The sequence below is a fragment of the Streptomyces sp. NPDC090119 genome (genome assembly GCF_044747085.1).
Taxonomy (GTDB): domain Bacteria; phylum Actinomycetota; class Actinomycetes; order Streptomycetales; family Streptomycetaceae; genus Streptomyces.
Map to the genome: position 1 here is coordinate 325,791 of NZ_JBIVDK010000002.1, position 17,666 is coordinate 343,456.

A 17,666-nucleotide genomic window follows, 5' to 3' on the forward strand; every position below is an offset into this window, starting at 1 on the left:
GGACTACTGTGCGCCCAAGCGGGTTATCCCGTGTGACGCAGCGAACATCTGGCACGGACCCCCTGTCCCAGAGGTCATACCGGCGGGTAACGTCCGGGCAGTCCGGTCGTGCTCCGGAGAACACCCCGGCAGGCGGGACCCCCGAGCACCCGCCCCGAGGAGCAGCAGTTTTGCGCGAGTTCAGCCTTCCGGCTTTGTACGAGGTCCCCGCCGACGGCAATCTGACGGACATCGTCCGCAGAAACGCCGCCCAGCACCCGGACGTCGCCGTCATCGCCCGCAAGGTGGGCGGCGCCTGGCAGGACGTGACGGCCCGGCAGTTCCTCGCCGAGGTGCACACCGCCGCCAAGGGCATCATCGCCGCCGGTGTGCAGCCGGGCGACCGGGTCGGCCTGATGTCCCGCACCCGCTACGAGTGGACGCTGCTGGACTTCGCCATCTGGAGCGCGGGCGCGGTCACCGTGCCGGTGTACGAGACGAGTTCGCCGGAGCAGGTCCGCTGGATTCTGTCGGACTCGGGTGCGACCGCCGCCTTCGTGGAGCTGGACGGCCACGCGGCCGCCGTGGACTCGGTGCGTGAGTCGCTGCCCGCGCTGAAGCACGTGTGGCAGATCGAGGCCGGGGGCCTGGAGGAGCTGACGCGGCTCGGGCAGGACGTCTCCGACGCGACGGTCGCGGAGCGCGGCTCGCTCGCCAAGGCGGACGACCCGGCGACCATCGTCTACACCAGCGGCACCACCGGCCGCCCCAAGGGCTGTGTGCTGACCCACCGCAGCTTCTTCGCGGAGTGCGGGAACATCGTGGAGCGGCTGCGCCCGCTGTTCCGTACCGGTGAGTGCTCGGTGCTGCTGTTCCTGCCGCTGGCGCACGTCTTCGGGCGGCTGGTGCAGGTCGCGCCGATGATGGCGCCGATCAAGCTGGGCTGTGTCCCGGACATCAAGAACCTCACCGACGAGCTGTCCTCGTTCCGGCCGACGATGATCCTGGGCGTCCCGCGCGTCTTCGAGAAGGTCTACAACACCGCGCGGGCCAAGGCGCAGGCCGACGGCAAGGGCGCGATCTTCGACAAGGCCGCGGACGTCGCCATCGCGTACAGCAAGGCGCTGGACACCCCGGCGGGCCCATCGCTGAAGCTGAAGCTGAAGCACAAGGTCTTCGACAAGCTGGTCTACGGCAAGCTGCGGGCGGTGCTCGGCGGCCGGGGCGAGTTCGCGATCTCCGGCGGTGCCCCGCTGGGCGAGCGGCTCGGCCACTTCTTCCGAGGCATCGGCTTCTCGGTGCTGGAGGGCTACGGCCTGACCGAGTCCTGCGCGGCGACGGCGTTCAACCCGTGGGACCGGCAGAAGATCGGCACGGTCGGCCAGCCGCTGCCCGGCTCGGTCGTGCGGATCGCGGACGACGGCGAGGTGCTGCTGCACGGCGAGCACCTGTTCAAGGAGTACTGGAACAACCCGGACGCGACCGCCGAGGCGCTGGCCGACGGCTGGTTCCACACCGGGGACATCGGCACCCTGGACGAGGACGGCTACCTCCGGATCACCGGCCGCAAGAAGGAGATCATCGTCACGGCGGGCGGCAAGAACGTCGCCCCGGCGGTGATCGAGGACCGTATCCGCGCGCACGCGCTGGTCGCGGAGTGCATGGTGGTGGGCGACGGGCGGCCGTTCGTGGGCGCGCTGGTCACCATCGACGAGGAGTTCCTCGGCCGGTGGGCCGCGGAGAACGGCAAGCCCGCGGGCGCGACGGCCGACTCGCTGCGCGACGACCCGGAGCTGAACGCGGCGATCCAGGCGGCCGTGGACGACGGCAACGCGGCGGTCTCCAAGGCGGAGTCGGTGCGCAAGTTCCGTATCCTGCCGATCCAGTTCACCGAGGAGTCGGGGCACCTGACGCCCTCGCTGAAGCTGAAGCGGAACGTGGTGGCGAAGGACTACGCGGCCGACATCGAGGCCATCTACGCCAAGCAGCCCGTCTCCTGACGCACCGTCACAGATTCGAGCGGCGCCGGGGATTCCCCGGCGCCGTCGTGTCAGAGCAGCACCTTCAGCCGTTCGGCCAGCAGGTCCCAGCGCCATTTCTCCTCGACCCACTGCCTGCCGCGCTCGCCCATCCGGCGGCGCAGGGCCTCGTCGGCGAGGAGGACGGTGATCCGCTCGGCGGCCTCGGCGGGTTCGCCGCCCCGGACCACCCAGCCGGTCTCGCCGTCGAGCACGGCGTCCGGGGCGCCGCCGGAGTCCCCGGCGACGACGGGCAGCCCGGTCGCGGACGCCTCCAGGTAGACGATGCCGAGCCCCTCCACGTCGAGACCGCCGCGCCGGGTGCGGCACGGCATGGCGAACACGTCCCCGGCGCCGTAGTGCGCGGGCAGCTCGGCCCAGGGCACCGCGCCGGTGAACCGTACGGAGTCCGCGACGCCGGTCTCGGCGGCCAGACGGCGCAGGTCGGCCTCGTAGGGGCCGCCGCCGACGACGAGCAGCACGGCGTCCGGCTCGGCGGCGAGGATGTGGGGCATGGCCCGGATCAGGGTGTCCTGGCCCTTCCTCGGCACCAGCCGGGAGACGCACACCACGACCGGCCGGTCGGTCAGCCCGAGCCGGGCGCGCACCTCGTCCCCGCCGGAGCCGGGGTGAAAGGTCTTCTCGTCCACGCCGGGCGGCAGCTGGACCATCCGTTCGGCCGCCTCCGGGGTGAGCGCGGCGGCGATCCGCGACCGGGTGTACTCGCCGAGGTAGGTGAGGGTGTCCGTGGACTCCCCGATCCGGCGCAGCAGCCCGCGGGCGGCGGGCAGCTGGGCCCAGCCCGCCTCGTGACCGTGGGTGGTGGCCACCAGCCGCTCGGCACCGGCCCGGCGCAGCGCGGGTGCCATCAGCCCGAGCGGCGCCGCCGCCCCGAACCACACCGAGGTGCAGCCGTGTTCCCGCAGCAGCCCGACCGCGCGCCGGGTCGCCCCCGGGGTGGGCAGCAGCATCGTCGTACGGTCGCGTACGACGGTGAAGGGCTGCTCGGCGTCGAAGGCGGCGGTGGCCTCGGCGCCCTCGCGGCCGCGCTTCCAGGTGGAGGCGTACACGACGATCCGGTCCGGGTCCAGGCGCAGCGCCATGTTGTGCAGGAACGCCTGGATGCCACCGGGGCGGGGCGGAAAGTCGTTGGTCACGATCAGGGTCTTGTGCATCGCCGCCGACCCTACCGGGTGGCCCGCCCCGGGCCCGGCCGGGCGGAGTCGGTGGCAGGGACACGGCCGTAAAGGACATCATGAGCACTTCGACGCGGACGAGACACGACCGAACGGCAGGGGATCACGTGGACACGAAGGGCGCCGGGCGGTCCCCGGCGTGGCTCGCGGCGGTGTGGGCGGCGAGCCGTGCCGTGCTGCTGCTGACCGTGTTCAAGGTGATCACCGTCACGGGCCCGGACGTCACCTCGGACGTGTCGGTGATCTACCGCGGCTGGTACGAGGTCCTGCGTCAAGGAACGTTTCCGCTGGACGACGTGACCTGGCAGTACCCGCCCGCCGCCGCGCTCGCGGTCCTCTCCCCCGGCCTGCTGCCGTTCCTGGACTACCCGCACGCGTTCTTCGTCCTGTGCTGCCTCACCGACCTCGCGGTGCTCGGCCTGCTGCTGCGCCACGGCCGGGGCGCGGGCCGGTCCCCGCGCGGGGCGTGGCTGTGGACGGCGGCCGTCCCGCTGCTCGGGCCGACGGTGTACGCGCGCTACGACGTGATGGTGACCGCCCTGGCCGTGGCGGCCCTGCTGGTGGCCGCCCGGCACCCGCGCGTCTTCGGGGTGCTGACCGCGCTCGGGGCGATGGTGAAGGTGTGGCCCGCGCTGCTGCTGACGGGGTCCTTCCGGCGCCGCCCGTGGGCGTCGGCGGCCGTGACGGCGGCCGGGCTCGCGGCGCTGTTCGCGGTGTCGATGCCGGGCGCCTTCGCCTTCCTGACCTTCCAGCGGGACCGGGGCACCGAGGTGGAGTCGCTGGGCGCGCTGGTCTTCCATGTGGCCCGGCACTTCGGCTGGGAGGGCCAGGTGCTGCTGAACTACGGCTCGATCGAATTCCTCGGCCCGTACGTCGACGTGGTGAGCACGGCCGCGCTGGTGCTGACCGGGGCCGCGTTCGGCTGGCTGGTGCTGTGGCGGCTGCGGGTGGTCCGGACCGACGAACTGACGCTCCCCGAGGCCGCGTTCACGGCGATACTGCTGTTCACGGTGACCAGCCGGGTGATCAGCCCGCAGTACCTGGTGTGGCTGATCGGGCTGGCCGCGGTGTGCCTGACCCACCGCGCGTCCCGGATGACGGCACCCGCGCTGATGGTGGCGGTGGCGTCCCTGGTCACGCTGCTGGAGTTCCCGATCGGCTTCATCCACGTGGTGACCAGCGACTGGTACGGCGTGACGCTGATGGTGGTGCGCAACGGCCTGCTGGTCGCCGCCTCCCTGGTGGCGGGCCGCCGCCTGTGGCGCTCCACCGTGTCCTCGGCGCCTCTCGCGTCCGCCCCCGCTCCGGCGGGCCGCGCGGACGAGTCGCCCGTGTCGCGCTGAGGCTCAGCCCAGCTGGTCCCGGACGTAGTCCTGCCACCGGGCGGTGAACTCCTCCGGGGTGGTGTCCAGTACCTGCTTCAGCGCGCCCTCCACCGCGCCAGCCCGGGTGCGGTGGGCGCCGACGGCCCGGTAGAAGGCGCGCAGCTCCTCCTCGCCCCAGCGGTCGGCGATCATCCGGCAGGCCAGCCAGCCGGACTCGTAGGACCGGGCCAGGGAGGCGGGGTCGCCGGTGAAGCCGAAGTCCTTGTCGGCGGGGAGCGCGGCCGGGACGTGCCCGTCGGCGACGGCGCGGGTGAGTTCGGGGGCGGCCTCGCTGGGGGTACGGCCGGTGCCGAGGTAGCCGGTCCAGTCCGCGTACCCCTCGGAGAGCCACAGCGGGGTGGCGGCGGTGGTCGCGGAGCGGGTGGCGACATGGGTGGTCTCATGGGTGAGCACGACCTGTTTGCCCAGGTCACCAAGGATGGCGTACGCCTCCGGGTTGACGACCACCCGGTCCGCCGGGGCCCGGTCGGCGCCCGGTGTCTCGGCGGTGGTGACGGCGGCGATGCCCCGGTACTGGGCGGCGGGCGAGCCGAGCAGCGCGGCCATGCCGTCCAGCGAGCGGGGCACCAGGACGACCACCCGCCGGGCCCAGCGGGCGCCCCAGGCGCGGGAGACCGCGGGGACGGCGCGGTCGGCGAGCCGGGCGTAGCCGCGCAGCTCGTCGGTGCTCCGCCCGGTGCCCAGCACCAGGCTGTGCGCGCCGGTGACGGCGGTGACCGTGCCCTGGTCCCAGAGCTGCTGTCCGGCGCCGTGCGCGGGCCCCTCGGCGGTGACGTACCAGCCGCCGTCGGCGGTGTGGCTCAGGGTGAGAGTGCGGCGGGCGACGACGGGGGCGGTGTCCTGACCGGCGACCCGGTAGCGCAGTTCGGCGTCGGCGCTGGTGCCGTCGGCGCGCAGCGAGGTGATCCGGTAGGCCCAGGAGGCCAGTGGGAGCGCCCGGAGCCGGGTGTAGGGGGTCCGGGTGCCGGTGGTGGCGTACGCGGCCTCGTCGTGGCCGAGCAGGGCGGCGGCCCGGTGGTCCAGGACCCGCTGCACCTCGGCGCGCGCGCCGGTGCCGGGCGGCGGGTGGCCGCATCCGGCGAACGCCGGCAGGAGCAGCAGGCAGAGTCCCGCCGCCGCTGCTCGCCACGCTCCGCTCCGGCCGGCCACCGTCCGATCGTACGGGGTGCGGGGAGGGCTCAGGGCCGGGTCACGGCGGAGATCGGGAGCATGCCGACCCGGTCGTAGCGCACCGGCGCGCCGGGGTGGGGCGCGTGGATGACCTGGCCGTTGCCGACGTACATCGCGACATGGCTGGCGTCGGAGCGGTAGATCACCAGGTCGCCGGGGCGGGCCTGGGAGAGCGGGACGTGGTGCCCGGCGTTCCGCTGGGCCTGCGAGGTGCGCGGGAGCTGGACGCCCGCCCGGGCGTACGACCACTGCATCAGGCCCGAGCAGTCGAACCCCGAGGGGCCGTTGGCGCCCCACACATAGGGTCGGCCGAGCGCGGAGCGGGCGGCGGCGAGCGCGGCCGTGGCACGGGGGTCCAGGCCGGTGAGGCCGGTCAGGTCGGCCCGGCCGGAGCGGGAGGCGCGGTTGTAGTCGGCGCGGTCGGCGCCGGGCAGCGAGTCGAACAGCCTGCGGGCGCGGGCGAGTTTCTCCCGCACGCTCCGCTTGTGCGCGGCGACCGCCTTGCGGCCGCGCTCCAGGTCGCCGAGCTTGGCCTCCGCCTCGGCCCGCTCCTGGGCGAGGTCGCGCAGCGCGCCGCTCAGTTCGCGCAGCTGGCCGGCCTGGCGGGTGTCGATGCGGTCGACGACGGACGCCTTGTCGAGGTAGTCGTCGGGGTCGGCGGAGAAGAGCAGGGCGACGGCCGGGTCGATGCCGCCGGAGCGGTATTCGGCACCGGCGAGCGAACCGAGCCGCTCCCGCAGGGAGTTGACCCGCTGCTGGGTGCGGGCGATGTGGTCCTGGGCGTCGCGGACCTCGCGGCGGAGCTGGTCCGCGTGCTCGTCGGCCCGGTCGTAGTCCTCGGTGGCGCGCTCGGCCGCCGCGTAGAGCCGGTCCAGTTCGGCGCGGGCGCCGTCCCGGGGCGACGCGTGCGCGGCGGGTACGGCGCCGAGGGCGGCGGCCGCGGCCGACAGCACGCACAGGGCGGCGGCACCCCGGTCGCAGCCGGATGTTGCGGGACGGCGATGGGACGCCACGGCGGTCCTTCCCCTGGACGACGGGAACCGTCCCCCCGACGCGCGGACGGGCGGGGGCCCTCGGTGCCGGGGAAACGCGCCAGACAGTAGCCGCAGCGGCACCCACCGGCCAACGACCGCCGTGCGCACACACGGTGACGCCCCGGCGCCGACGCAGGTCAGCGGCGGGGCGCCAGGGGTCGCGCGATGCCGTGATTCGCCCGTTCGGGCGGGTGTGGCGAGGGGGCCGGAGCCTCGGTCAGACGCGGACGCCGAACATGAACGGGCCGCCGATGGTGCTCATCGACTCGTAGCGGACGACCGTGCCGGTGCGCGGGGCGTGCAGGATCTGGCCGTTGCCCGCGTAGAGACCGACGTGGTGGATGTCGTTGAAGAAGAAGACGAGGTCGCCGACCTGGAGGTCGCCCTGGGAGTAGATCCGGGTGCCGATGTTGGCCTGGGACTCGGAGGTGCGCGGGATGGAGACACCGGCCTGGGCGTAGGCCCAGGAGGTCAGACCCGAGCAGTCGTACGAGGAGGGGCCGGTGGCGCCGTAGACGTACGGGGTGCCGATCTTGCTCTGGGCGGCGGAGAACGCGGCTCCGGCGCGGCCCGAGGCGGGGACGGCGTTGCCGAGCTGGACGCGCTCGCTGGAGGAGCGGTCGGCGCGCGACTGCTCGGCGGCCAGGGCCTGCTTCTCCTTGGCGGTCAGGGTGTTGAGCAGGCGCTGCGCCTCGCCCAGCTTGCCCTGGACCTCCTTCTTCTTCTTGCCCAGCTCGGTGCGGGTGGCGGCGAGGTCCTTGAGCTTCTCGGTGGCCTCGGCGCGGTCCTGGGCGAGTTCGCGCTGCTTGTCCTGGATCTTCTTCAGCGCCTCGACCTGCTGGCCGCTCAACTGGTCGAGCGTGGACGCCTTGTCGAGGTAGTCGTCCGGGTCGGCGGAGAGGAAGAGCTGCACCGAGGGGTCGATGCCGCCGCTGCGGTACTGGGCGGTGGCGAGCGAACCGAGGCCGTCGCGCAGCTTGTTCAGGTCCTGCTGGCCGCGGGCGACGTTGTCCTGGATGGTGGAGATCTCCTTCTGGAGCTTCTCCTGCTTCTCCTTGGCGCCGTTGTACTTCTCGGTGGCCTGCTCGGCCTGCTCGTAGAGCTTGTCGACCTGCGCCTTGACCTCGGTCTTGCCGGGCTTCTCGCTCGGGGCTGCGTTGGCCGCGTTCGCGCTGAGCGCGACGGCGGCGGCGGCCGCGGTGGTCAGCACGGTGACACGCGTGCGGCTCGGCTGCTTGGGTCGACGATGGGACGCCACGGAGGACGAACTCCTTCTTGTGAGTGATCACCCGCTCGGAGGTTCGAACCGACCCTAGTGACCTAGTTGTGATCAGTTCAAATCCTCACAGCAAAAAATCCAGTCACTCGCTGCATATTTTGCACTCAACGCACCACACGTGACGTCAGGTTGACTCTCCGTCGTCCACAGACTCCATCAATCCGGGCATGTGACACGTCCGTTGGGCGTTCAGGACAGGCGCTTGAGAAGTACCGCAGAGGCCACCGGGCGCGCTCCGGCGCGTGCGACCCCGTCCGCCACCTCGCGGTCGGTGGAGGCCACGATGACCGGACGGCCGGGCGGTTCGGCGCGCACCAGCTGACGGATCAGCTCGTCGGCCGTCACCCCGGGCTTGGAGAACAGCACCCTGACCCCGCGCGGCGGCGCGAGCAGGACCGGCGCGACCAGTTCGGCGCCGTCGAAGACACAGGTGACCTCGGCGCCGGTCTGCGCGGCGAGCGCGGAGAGCTGGCCGAGGAGTCTGAGCCGCTGCTTCTCCAGCGGCATCTGCGGATAGCCGGTCTTGGTGACGTTGTAGCCGTCGACCACCAGATGAGCCTGCGGCAGGGCCAGCAACTGGTCCAGGATCGCGGGGTCGTGCTCGGACAGGGCGCGGGCGGCGATGTCCTTGGGGCTCATCCGGCCCGGCTCGACCGCGTCCACGGTCTCGGCCGGGCGCACCGACACCGGCGGCAGCGCGAGTTCGCGGCGCAGCCCCTGGGCCGCCTCCAGCACGGTGTCGAGCAGCAGCCGTACCCGCATGTCCTCCACGCTGCGGCCCTCGCGGACCGCGCGGCGGGTCGCCTCCAGGGCGGCCTCCGACTCGCCGAGGCGGGTCTTCAGCCGACGGGACTCGCTCTCGGCGGCCGACACGGCCACCTGCCCCTCGGCGCGCACCGACTCGGTCTCGGCGCGCTCCTTGCGCAGCGCGGCCTCACCGCGCTTGACGTCGCTCAGGGCCGAGCGCAGCTTGCGGTGCAGCGCGTCGGTCTCCTTCTTGGCCGCGTCCAGTTCGGCGCGAAACCGACCGGTCTCGGTACGGGCGTGCTCGCGGGCCTGGGCCAGCTCCTCGCGCAGCCGCTCCAGCTCGGCCCGGCTCTCGTCGTCCGCGCGTTCGGCGTCCGCGCGCTGGGCCTCCTCACCGGCCGCGGCGACCAGCTTGGCCCAGCCCGTCGGGCGCAGCACATAGGCGGCGGCCGCGACGTCCAGCGGGTCGGCGGCCGGGGGCGGGGAGCCCGCTTCCAGGGCGCCGCACAGCTCCGGCTGGGTCTCCTTGTAGCGCTCGCCGATCCGCTGCCGGAAGAGGCGTTCCGTCTCCAGCGCGGCCGCCATCGCGGTCCCGGCGAACTTGGCCCGCCGGTTCGGGGTGAACCGGGCGTACTGCCGCAGCTGGGCGGGCAGTTCGGCCATGGTCAGGGCTCCGAAGGCGTCCGAGACGATCTGCACGACCCGGCGGCGCACGCCGTCGGGCAGCGGACGGTCAAGCACCTCGGCGGTGCCGTCCTCCGGCCCCCCGTCCGCGGTCTCCATAATCCGTCACACCCCAATGCCCGACATGCCCGACCCACCTGTTCCGTCCCGCGCGGCGCGCCCCGCTCTCCTAGGAGGCGGTGCCCGGCCTGTCCACGAGTTCCACCTGGTCCACCGCGTTGCACCAGCGGCAGCGGACCGACTCGATGGTCTCACTGACCACCTCGCGTTCCTCGACGGTCGGCTCTCCGGCCAGGTCGAGGTGGACGTACTCGACGGCCTTGGAGGAGCGGGTCACGTCGAATCGGGTGAGGTTGCCGCACAGGGTGCAGCGCCAGCGTGTCGTGGCGGTCGGCGGAGGAACCGTCATGGTGCAGCTCGCTTCCTTCTCGTCGCTTGGGTGGCCGGTCGCGCGCCGGGTCCCGGCGCGTGTGGCCGTAACCCTACGGCCTGCCGGGTGTTCGCCGCCCGCCTGTCCGAAGCGGCGAGGCGGTCTGTACCAGTGCGTCCGGTTACGTCATGCTCTGTATTCATGATCAGAGAGTGGAGCACGACCGCCGCCCGGACCGTCAGGGCGGTCCGGACCACCCCGGCGCCGCTGACGTACGGCCTCATCGCCCTGTGCTGCCTGATCTTCCTGCTGGGCCCGGCCTCCGGCTTCACCCGCGCGTACGGCACCGGGGAGACGCTGCTCGCGGCGCAGCGGGCGTACTTCCGGCACTGGGGGGTGATCCCGGCCGGGCTCTTCGCGGAGCCGGTGCGCGAGGCGCTCACCCCGGTGACCGCGCTGTTCGTGCACGGCAGCTGGGTGCATCTGCTCGGCAACATGCTCTTCCTCTTCGTCTTCGGCGTGCTGACCGAGGAACGGATGGGCCGCGTCGAGTTCACCCTGTTCTACGTCGGCTGCGGCTACCTCGCCCTGCTCGGGTACGCGCTCGCCAACGCGGACTCCGAGCAGTCCCTGGTCGGTGCCTCGGGCGCCATCTCGGCGGTCCTCGGCGCGTTCCTCCACCTCTTTCCGCGGGCCCGTGTCACCAGTCTCCTCCCGTTCCTGTTCTTCCTCCCGCTGCGCTTCCCGGCCTGGGTGGTGCTGCCCTTCTGGGCCGCCCTCCAGTGGTACGCGGCGGGCCGCGCGCCCGAGGGCCCCGGCGTCGCCTACCTCGCCCATGTGATCGGCTTCTGCCTGGGCTTCGGCTACGCCTGGCTGCGGTACGGGCGCAAGCAGGGCGAGAAGGACGGTCCGGGCGAGGCTAGAGTTGGGCCCGCCCCGGCTCCGGCGTCCAAGGGAGAGAACCAGCCGTGATCACCGCGATCGTCCTGATCAAGACCAGCGTGGACCGGATTCCGGAGATCGCCGAACAGATCGCCGCGCTGGAGAGCGTGAGCGAGGTCTTCTCCGTCACCGGTACCTACGACCTGATCGCCATGGTCCGCGTGGCCCGCCACGAGGATCTCGCCGAGGTCATCCCCGGCCGCATCAGCAAGATCCAGGGCGTGGAGGGCACCGACACCCACGTCGCCTTCCGCACCTACTCCCAGCACGACCTGGAAGCGGCCTTCGCGATCGGCCTGGACTCCTGACCCGCCCGGACTCCTGACGAGCCTCAGTTCTCCGGGACGCAGCGGCCGTTCTCCGTGCGGTAGGTCCACTTCGCACCCTGGGTGACCAGTTCGCGTACCGCCGTCACGAAGCGGGTGACGTCCTCGTCCGGGGTGCCCGCGCCGAAGCTGACGCGGAGGGCGTTCAGGGTCCCGGTGCCGCAGCCGCTCTGCTCGGCGGGGCCGGTGCCCAGGAGCGCGTGCACCAAGGGGTGGGCGCAGAACAGGCCGTCGCGGACGCCGATGCCGTACTCGGCGGAGAGCGCTGCGGCGAGATGGGAGCTGTTCCAGCCGTCGACGACGAAGGACAGCACACCGACCCGCGGGGCGTCGTCACCGAAGAGGGAGAGCACCCGCACCTGGGGCACCTCGGTGAGACCCGCGCGGAGCAGCCCGAGCAGCCGCTCCTCACGGGCGGCCAGCGCCTCGGGACCGGCCTCGGCGAGCGCCCGGCAGGCCGAGGCGACCGCGTAGGCGCCGATGACGTTGGGGGAACCCGCCTCGTGCCGGGCGGCGCCCTCGTGCCACTCCACCTCCACCGAGCCGTCCGCGCGCCGGGCCACCGTGCGGCTGGCGCCGCCGCCCGCGAGGTACGGCTCGGCCGCCGTGAGCCAGTCGGCCCGCCCGGCCAGCACCCCGGAGCCGAAGGGCGCGTACAGCTTGTGCCCGGAGAACGCGATCCAGTCCACGTCCAGCTCCCGCACGCTCACCGGCCGGTGCGGCACCAGCTGGGCGGCGTCCAGGACGATCCGCGCGCCGGACGCGTGCGCGGCCGCCGCCAGTTCACGCACCGGCCACAGCTCGCCGGTGACGTTGGAGGCGCCGGTGACGCAGACCAGCGCGGGGCGCGCGGTGTCCCGGGCGGCGAGGGCCCGCTCCAGCGTGCGCACGGCCGCCTCGGGAGTGCGCGGGGCGTCCAGGAAGGTCACGTCGGCCGCGCGCCAGGGCAGCAGCGCGGCGTGGTGCTCGGTCTCGAAGACGTACACCTCGCACCCGGCGGGCAGCGCGCGGGCCAGCAGGTTCAGCGAGTCCGTGGTGGACCGGGTGAAGACCACCTGGTCGTCGTCCCGGCAGTGGAGGAACTCCGCGACCGTGCGGCGGGCGTTCTCGAACAGCTCGGTGGAGAGCTGCGAGAGGTGCCCGGCGCCCCGGTGCACGCTGCCGTAGTAGGGGACGTAGGCGGCGATGTCGTCCCAGACCCGCTGGAGGGCGGGGGCGCTGGCGGCGTAGTCGAGCGCGGCGTAGCCCACCTCGCCGCCGGTGACGAGCGGCACGGTGACGTCCCGGCCGAGCACCGGCAGCGGGGCGGGCAGGGTCTCGGTGGCGGCGGGGGCGGGGGCGAAGGCGGTGGAGACGGACATGGCTGAACTCCCGTGAGGCAGGCCGGAGTCACCGCGGGCGCAGGGCATGCGGGCGCGGCACCGGAAGGCGCGGAAAAGAGAGAAAAGGGGTGTGCGGAGGCGGGGCTCGGCGGCCCTAGCGCATTCGCTTGCTCACGGAAGAAGGCTCCCTCGTACGACCAGGACCCCTGGCTCTTCGAGGGGTCCGCGCTTGCCGTGGACCTTCTGGACCACGGCCTGGTCCTCACCCGGAGCACCCCGCCACGGACGGAGGGTTGCCGGACAGCCGGCCGGGGCCGCATGGCTGTCGCTCATGACCTGACACGCAAGTTATCCGGACGGATCACCCGGCGCAACCGGCGTCCGGATGCCGGAACGCCGGCGCGGCGGAGAGCCACCGCTCCCCGCCGCGCCGAAACGACACCCGCTACCGGTTGCTCGCGGCCACCCAGCGCTCCAGCGTGCGCGCCGCGGCGCCGGAGTCGATGGACTCGGCGGCCCGCGCCATGCCCGCCCGTAGCTGGTCGGCCAGCGGCTCCCCGGTCGGGTCCAGCGCGACCAGCGCGGCCGCCGAGTTCAGCAGCACCGCGTCCCGCACCGGCCCGCGCTCGCCCTCCAGCACCTGCCGGGCCACCATCGCGTTGTATGCCGGGTCGCCGCCGCGCAGCGCCTCCACCGGCACCAGCTCGATGCCGACGTCCCGCGGGTCGAAGACCTCCTCGGTGACCTTGCCGTCGCGCACGATCCACACCCGCGAGGGCGCGGTGGTGGTCAGCTCGTCCAGGCCGTCCTCGCCCCGGAAGACGAGGGAGGAGTTGCCGCGCTCGGCGAAGACGCCCGCCACGATCGGTGCCATGGCGAGGTTCGCCACGCCGACCGCCTGGGACCGCACCCGCGCCGGGTTGGTCAGCGGACCGATGACGTTGAAGACCGTACGGATGCCCAGCTGGCCGCGGGCGGCGCCGACGTGACGCAGCGCCGGGTGGAACTTGACCGCGAAGCAGAAGGTGATCCCCGCCTCCTCCGCGACCTCCGCCACCCGCTTCGGCGTCAGCTCCAGGTTCACCCCGAGCCGCTCCAGCACGTCCGAGGAACCGGAGGCCGAGGACGCGGCCCGGTTGCCGTGCTTGATGACCTTGGCACCTGTGCCCGCCACCACGATGGAGGACATCGTGGAGATGTTCACCGTCTTGGCGCCGTCCCCGCCGGTGCCGACGATGTCCACGGTCCGGCCGGGCACCTCGATCACGTTGGCGTGCTCATACATCGCCCGGACGATCCCGGTGATCTCCTCGACCGTCTCGCCCTTGGCCCGCAGCGCCACCAGGAAGCCCGCGATCTGGGCGTCCGTGGCCTCGCCGCGCATGATCCGGTCCATCGCCCAGGCGGTGGCGTCCGCGCTCTGGTCCCGGCCCTCCAGCAGGGCGTTCAGTACCTCGGGCCAGGAACGGCCCGCCGCGGTGTCGCCTCCAGCGGGGGTCACAGCGCTCATCAGCCGCTCCTGGGTGTGTGAGAAAGACAGGTCGTACGCGTCCTGCGGGCACGTGGGGTGCCCGGTCCCACCTTATCCAGCCTGAACAGGGCGAAGGGCCCCGCCGGTGTTCCGGACGGGGCCCTTCGGCCGTGGTGTGGCGACGCGGGGATCAGTGGTGGCCGTGGCCGCTCGTGATCTCCTTGTACTCGTCGACGGTCGCCTTCGGGATCTGGTTGTCCTCGCCGTAGTAGGCGTTGGACAGCTTGACCCGGAGCCGCTCGGCGGGCTTGACCTTGCGCTCGACCCCGTTCTCGTCGACCGTGGGGCCGATCTCGGCGGGCTCGTACTGGTGGTGCGCCGTCAGGGTGTGGAGCTGCTCCTGGCTGAGCGGCTCGTGCACCTCGATGAACTCACCGTGCGGCAGGCGCTTGATGATGCCGGTCTCGCGGCCGTGCAGCACCTTGTCCTTGTCCCGGCGCTGGAGGCCCAGGCAGATCCGCTTGGTGACGATGAACGCGATCACCGGTCCGGCGAAGAAGAAGATCCGGACGAACCAGGTGACCTGGTTGATCGACAGGTGGAAGTGGGTGGCCCACAGGTCGTTGCCACCGCCGACCAGACCGATCATGTACACCGTGACCCAGGCGACACCGAACGCGGTACGCGTCGGGGCGTTGCGCGGGCGGTCCAGGATGTGGTGCTCGCTCTTGTCGCCGGTGACCCAGGACTCGATGAACGGGTAGACGGCGATGGCCATCAGCACGAGACCGAACAGGACCAGCGGGATGAACACGCCCAGGACCAGCGTGTGGCCCCAGAAGTTGATCTCCCAGCCCGGCATGTAGCGGACCAGACCCTCGGCGAAGCCCATGTACCAGTCGGGCTGGGCGCCGGTGGAGACCTGGTCGGGCCGGTACGGGCCCATCGCCCAGATCGGGTTGATCTGCGCGATCGCCGCGATGGCCGCGATGACACCGAAGACCAGGAAGAAGAAGCCTCCGGCCTTCGCCATGTACACCGGCAGCAGCGGCATGCCGACGACGTTGGTCTCCTTCTTCCCCGGACCCGCGAACTGCGTGTGCTTGTGGTAGAAGACCAGGATCAGGTGCGCCACCATCAGGCCGAGCATGATGCCCGGCAGCAGCAGGATGTGGATCGAGTAGAACCGGGCCACGAAGTCGTGACCGGGGAACTCGCCGCCGAAGAGGAAGAACGAGATGTACGTGCCGACGATCGGCATGGACAGGATCGCGCCCTCGGTGAAGCGCACACCGGTGCCGGAGAGCAGGTCGTCCGGGAGCGAGTAACCGGTGAAACCGGTGAACATGCCGAGGACGAACAGCAGGAAGCCGAACAGCCAGTTGACCTCACGCGGCTTGCGGAACGCACCCGTGAAGAACACGCGCATCATGTGCACGAACATGCCGGCGAGGAAGATCAGCGCGGCCCAGTGGTGGATCTGCCGGATGAGCAGACCACCGCGCACATCGAAGGAGATGTGCAGGGTCGAGTTGAACGCCTCCGACATCAGCTGTCCCTGGAGCGGGACGTAACTGCCGTGGTACTCCACCTCGTTCATCGACGGGTGGAAGAACAGCGTCAGATACACACCGGTCAGGATGATGATGAGGAAGCTGTACATGCAGACTTCGCCCAGCATGAACGACCAGTGGTCGGGGAAGACCTTGCGCATGTTGGCCTTGGCCAGGGAGTAGATCCCCAGCCGGCCGTCGGCCCAGTCGGCTACGCGCTCGCCGGCCGGGGCCTTCCCGCGTGAGCGGGACGCGTCGTTGTTCGCAGTACTCATCCGCGCTCCCAGAATGCAGGACCGACGGGCTCCGCGAAGTCGCCGAGCGCTTCGAGGTAACCCTCGTCGTTCACGGCGATGCGAAGCTGCGGCAGGGCGTGACCGGCAGGGCCGAAGATCACTCGGGCACCGTCGGAGAGGTCGAAGGTGGACTGGTGGCACGGGCACAGGACGTGGTGCGTCTGCTGCTCGTACAGGGAGATCGGGCAGCCCACGTGGGTGCAGATCTTCGAGAAGGCGACGATGCCCTCGTGGGACCAGGCCAGTTCCTGCTTGTCCTTGATGTCGTTCGGCTGGAGCCGGACGATCATCAGGGCCGCCTTGGCGATCTGGTCCTGGAAGTCCTCGTCCGTCTCCTCCAGGCCCTCGGGCTTGGCGAAGGTCAGCGAGCCGACGGCCACGTCCTCGGGACGCAGCGGCTGGTTGGTGTTGACGTTGACGAGGAGCTTGCCCTTCGCCCACAGCGTGTGGCGCAGGGAGGTGCCCGGCAGCGGGCCGAGGTCGCGCAGCAGCATGACACCGGAGAGCGGCACCATCGCGAGCGCGCCGAACATGGTGTTGCGGATCAGCTTGCGACGGCCGATCCCCGACTCGGCGGCACCCTGGGCGAAGTCGTCGAAGACCTGCGCACGGACCGTCGGCTCGGCCGCGATCGGGTGACGCTCGGCGGTCATCTCCACGTCGGACATCAGGGTGCGCGCCCAGTGGACGGCACCCGCGCCGATGCAGAACAGCGCCGTACCGAGGGTCAGGCCCAGCGCGAAGTTCAGCGCGCTGAGGTGCCCGATCGGGAAGACGAAGATCGACTTGTCGTGCGGGATGGTCACGTACGACGCGATGAAGCCGAGGGTGGCCAGCATCGAGATCGTGAACAGCAGGGCGACCGACCGCTCGGACCGCTTGGCGGCCCGCTCGTCGATGTCCTGGGCACGGTGCTCGTGCGGCGGGAGCCCCGGATCGGCGAACGGGGTCTCCTCGTCCGCGACGCTCACCGAGCCGTGCGGGTGGTCCTGCGCGGCGGGCAGGTTCTCTTCTGGAATGTCTTGGCTACTCATGACTTCTTGGCCTTTGCGGTCCGAGCGGCGACCCAGACGGCGACCGCGATCAGCGCGCCGAGGCCGAAGATCCAGGCGAACAGGCCCTCACTGACCGGGCCGAGGCCGCCCAGCTCCAGGCCGCCGGGGTTCTCGGTCTCGCTGCCGTTGACCGCGTTCAGGTACGCGATGATGTCCTTCTTGTTCTTCTCCGTCATGGTGGTGTCGGGGAAGGACGGCATGTTCTGCGGGCCCGTCTGCATGGCCTCGTAGATGTGCTTCGGGTCGACGCCCTCGAGGCTCGGGGCGTACTTGCCCTTGGTGAGGGCACCACCCTTGCCGGTGAAGTTGTGGCACTGCGCGCAGTTGGTGCGGAACAGCTCGCCACCCATGGCGATGTCCGCGCCGTCCTTGGAGTACTGCTCCTTCGTCGGCACGCTCGGCCCGGCGCCCAGCGACGCGACGTACGCGGCGAGCTGGTCGATCTGGGCCTGGGTGTAGATCGGCTTCTTGGCCGGGATCTGGGCCATCTGCGAGCTGGAGGCGGGCATCCGGCCGGTGCCGACCTGGAAGTCGACCGCGGCGGCGCCGACCCCGACCAGGCTCGGGCCGTCGGAGGTTCCCTGGCCACCGGTGCCGTGGCAGCTAGCGCAGCCGACCGAGTAGAGCTTCTGGCCCTCCTTGATGGTCAGGGACTGGGAGGTTTCATCGGCCTGCGCCTTGCCCGCGGGCGCGAACGCGGCGTACAGCCCCCCAGTGGCCGCCAGCGCGAGGAGTAGGACGACGACCGCCGCCAGCGGATGGCGTCGTCGTGCGGAGAGCTTTTTCACGGATTACCCCGGTGTCAGGATCTTCTGCGTCGGTGCTTCTGGATGTGCGGG

The 17,666-nt window shown here is 71.8% G+C and carries 15 protein-coding genes and 1 riboswitch; of the genes, 4 read left to right on the forward strand and 11 right to left on the reverse strand.

What is annotated here, in order from left to right; all coding sequences use genetic code 11:
• The first annotated feature begins 170 nt into the window (after positions 1 to 170).
• Positions 171 to 1,979, forward strand: coding sequence for an AMP-dependent synthetase/ligase (locus tag ACIPPM_RS08850; protein ID WP_401444844.1), 1,809 nt, complete (start codon positions 171 to 173; stop codon positions 1,977 to 1,979).
• 50 nt (positions 1,980 to 2,029) lie between these two features.
• Here the strand turns inward: ACIPPM_RS08850 and ACIPPM_RS08855 are convergent, their stop codons facing one another.
• Positions 2,030 to 3,172 carry a glycosyltransferase family 4 protein gene (locus tag ACIPPM_RS08855; RefSeq protein WP_401444846.1) on the reverse strand — a complete coding sequence of 381 codons (1,143 nt, stop codon included), beginning with the start codon at positions 3,170 to 3,172 and terminating at the stop codon, positions 2,030 to 2,032.
• 128 nt (positions 3,173 to 3,300) lie between these two features.
• Between ACIPPM_RS08855 and ACIPPM_RS08860 the strand changes: the two genes are divergently transcribed.
• Positions 3,301 to 4,536 carry a glycosyltransferase 87 family protein gene (locus ACIPPM_RS08860; RefSeq protein WP_401444848.1) on the forward strand — a complete coding sequence of 412 codons (1,236 nt, stop codon included), beginning with the start codon at positions 3,301 to 3,303 and terminating at the stop codon, positions 4,534 to 4,536.
• Positions 4,537 to 4,539: 3 nt separating this feature from the next.
• On the opposite strand, the gene ACIPPM_RS08865 is transcribed toward ACIPPM_RS08860, so the two are convergent.
• The 5 genes from ACIPPM_RS08865 to ACIPPM_RS08885 form a co-directional block, all read right to left on the reverse strand.
• The gene (locus ACIPPM_RS08865; protein ID WP_401444850.1) at positions 4,540 to 5,727 is read right to left on the reverse strand and encodes a hypothetical protein; all 1,188 of its coding nucleotides are present in this window, start codon (positions 5,725 to 5,727) and stop codon (positions 4,540 to 4,542) included.
• 29 nt (positions 5,728 to 5,756) lie between these two features.
• Entirely contained in the window at positions 5,757 to 6,761 is a 1,005-nt protein-coding gene (locus ACIPPM_RS08870) for an NlpC/P60 family protein (protein WP_401444852.1), read from the reverse strand.
• A gap of 238 nt (positions 6,762 to 6,999) precedes the next feature.
• Positions 7,000 to 8,040, reverse strand: a complete 1,041-nt coding sequence (locus tag ACIPPM_RS08875; RefSeq protein WP_393597056.1) for an NlpC/P60 family protein — start codon at positions 8,038 to 8,040, stop codon at positions 7,000 to 7,002.
• Between the two features lie 210 nt (positions 8,041 to 8,250).
• A complete protein-coding gene (locus ACIPPM_RS08880) occupies positions 8,251 to 9,594 on the reverse strand; it encodes an NYN domain-containing protein (RefSeq protein WP_401446380.1) in 1,344 nt (447 codons plus the stop codon).
• A gap of 67 nt (positions 9,595 to 9,661) precedes the next feature.
• Positions 9,662 to 9,901 carry a hypothetical protein gene (locus ACIPPM_RS08885; RefSeq protein ID WP_361655176.1) on the reverse strand — a complete coding sequence of 80 codons (240 nt, stop codon included), beginning with the start codon at positions 9,899 to 9,901 and terminating at the stop codon, positions 9,662 to 9,664.
• 162 nt (positions 9,902 to 10,063) lie between these two features.
• On the opposite strand from ACIPPM_RS08885, the gene ACIPPM_RS08890 reads away from it, so the two are divergent.
• Both ACIPPM_RS08890 and ACIPPM_RS08895 read left to right on the forward strand, forming a co-directional pair.
• Positions 10,064 to 10,834, forward strand: coding sequence for a rhomboid family intramembrane serine protease (locus tag ACIPPM_RS08890; RefSeq protein WP_393597054.1), 771 nt, complete (start codon positions 10,064 to 10,066; stop codon positions 10,832 to 10,834).
• Positions 10,831 to 11,112, forward strand: a complete 282-nt coding sequence (locus ACIPPM_RS08895) for an Lrp/AsnC family transcriptional regulator (protein ID WP_031179902.1) — start codon at positions 10,831 to 10,833, stop codon at positions 11,110 to 11,112. Before ACIPPM_RS08890 ends, ACIPPM_RS08895 begins: the two co-directional genes overlap by 4 nt.
• 23 nt (positions 11,113 to 11,135) lie before the next feature.
• Here ACIPPM_RS08895 and ACIPPM_RS08900 read toward each other — a convergent pair whose 3' ends face one another.
• The 5 genes from ACIPPM_RS08900 to ACIPPM_RS08920 all read right to left on the reverse strand — a co-directional run bounded on the left by ACIPPM_RS08900 (position 11,136) and on the right by ACIPPM_RS08920 (position 17,615).
• Positions 11,136 to 12,491 carry an aminotransferase class V-fold PLP-dependent enzyme gene (locus ACIPPM_RS08900; protein ID WP_401444856.1) on the reverse strand — a complete coding sequence of 452 codons (1,356 nt, stop codon included), beginning with the start codon at positions 12,489 to 12,491 and terminating at the stop codon, positions 11,136 to 11,138.
• A 181-nt stretch (positions 12,492 to 12,672) separates the two neighbouring features.
• Positions 12,673 to 12,789, reverse strand: a riboswitch (SAM riboswitch).
• A gap of 108 nt (positions 12,790 to 12,897) precedes the next feature.
• Positions 12,898 to 13,962 (reverse strand): anthranilate phosphoribosyltransferase, encoded by a 1,065-nt coding sequence (gene trpD, locus ACIPPM_RS08905; protein ID WP_393597050.1) that lies wholly within the window; start codon positions 13,960 to 13,962, stop codon positions 12,898 to 12,900.
• A gap of 151 nt (positions 13,963 to 14,113) precedes the next feature.
• Positions 14,114 to 15,751 carry a cytochrome bc complex cytochrome b subunit gene (locus ACIPPM_RS08910; protein WP_401444858.1) on the reverse strand — a complete coding sequence of 546 codons (1,638 nt, stop codon included), beginning with the start codon at positions 15,749 to 15,751 and terminating at the stop codon, positions 14,114 to 14,116.
• Positions 15,748 to 16,806 carry a Rieske 2Fe-2S domain-containing protein gene (locus ACIPPM_RS08915; RefSeq protein WP_401444860.1) on the reverse strand — a complete coding sequence of 353 codons (1,059 nt, stop codon included), beginning with the start codon at positions 16,804 to 16,806 and terminating at the stop codon, positions 15,748 to 15,750. Before ACIPPM_RS08915 ends, ACIPPM_RS08910 begins: the two co-directional genes overlap by 4 nt.
• The gene (locus tag ACIPPM_RS08920; RefSeq protein WP_401444862.1) at positions 16,803 to 17,615 is read right to left on the reverse strand and encodes a c-type cytochrome; all 813 of its coding nucleotides are present in this window, start codon (positions 17,613 to 17,615) and stop codon (positions 16,803 to 16,805) included. The genes ACIPPM_RS08915 and ACIPPM_RS08920 overlap by 4 nt, the downstream gene beginning before the upstream one ends.
• Positions 17,616 to 17,666 lie beyond the last annotated feature (51 nt).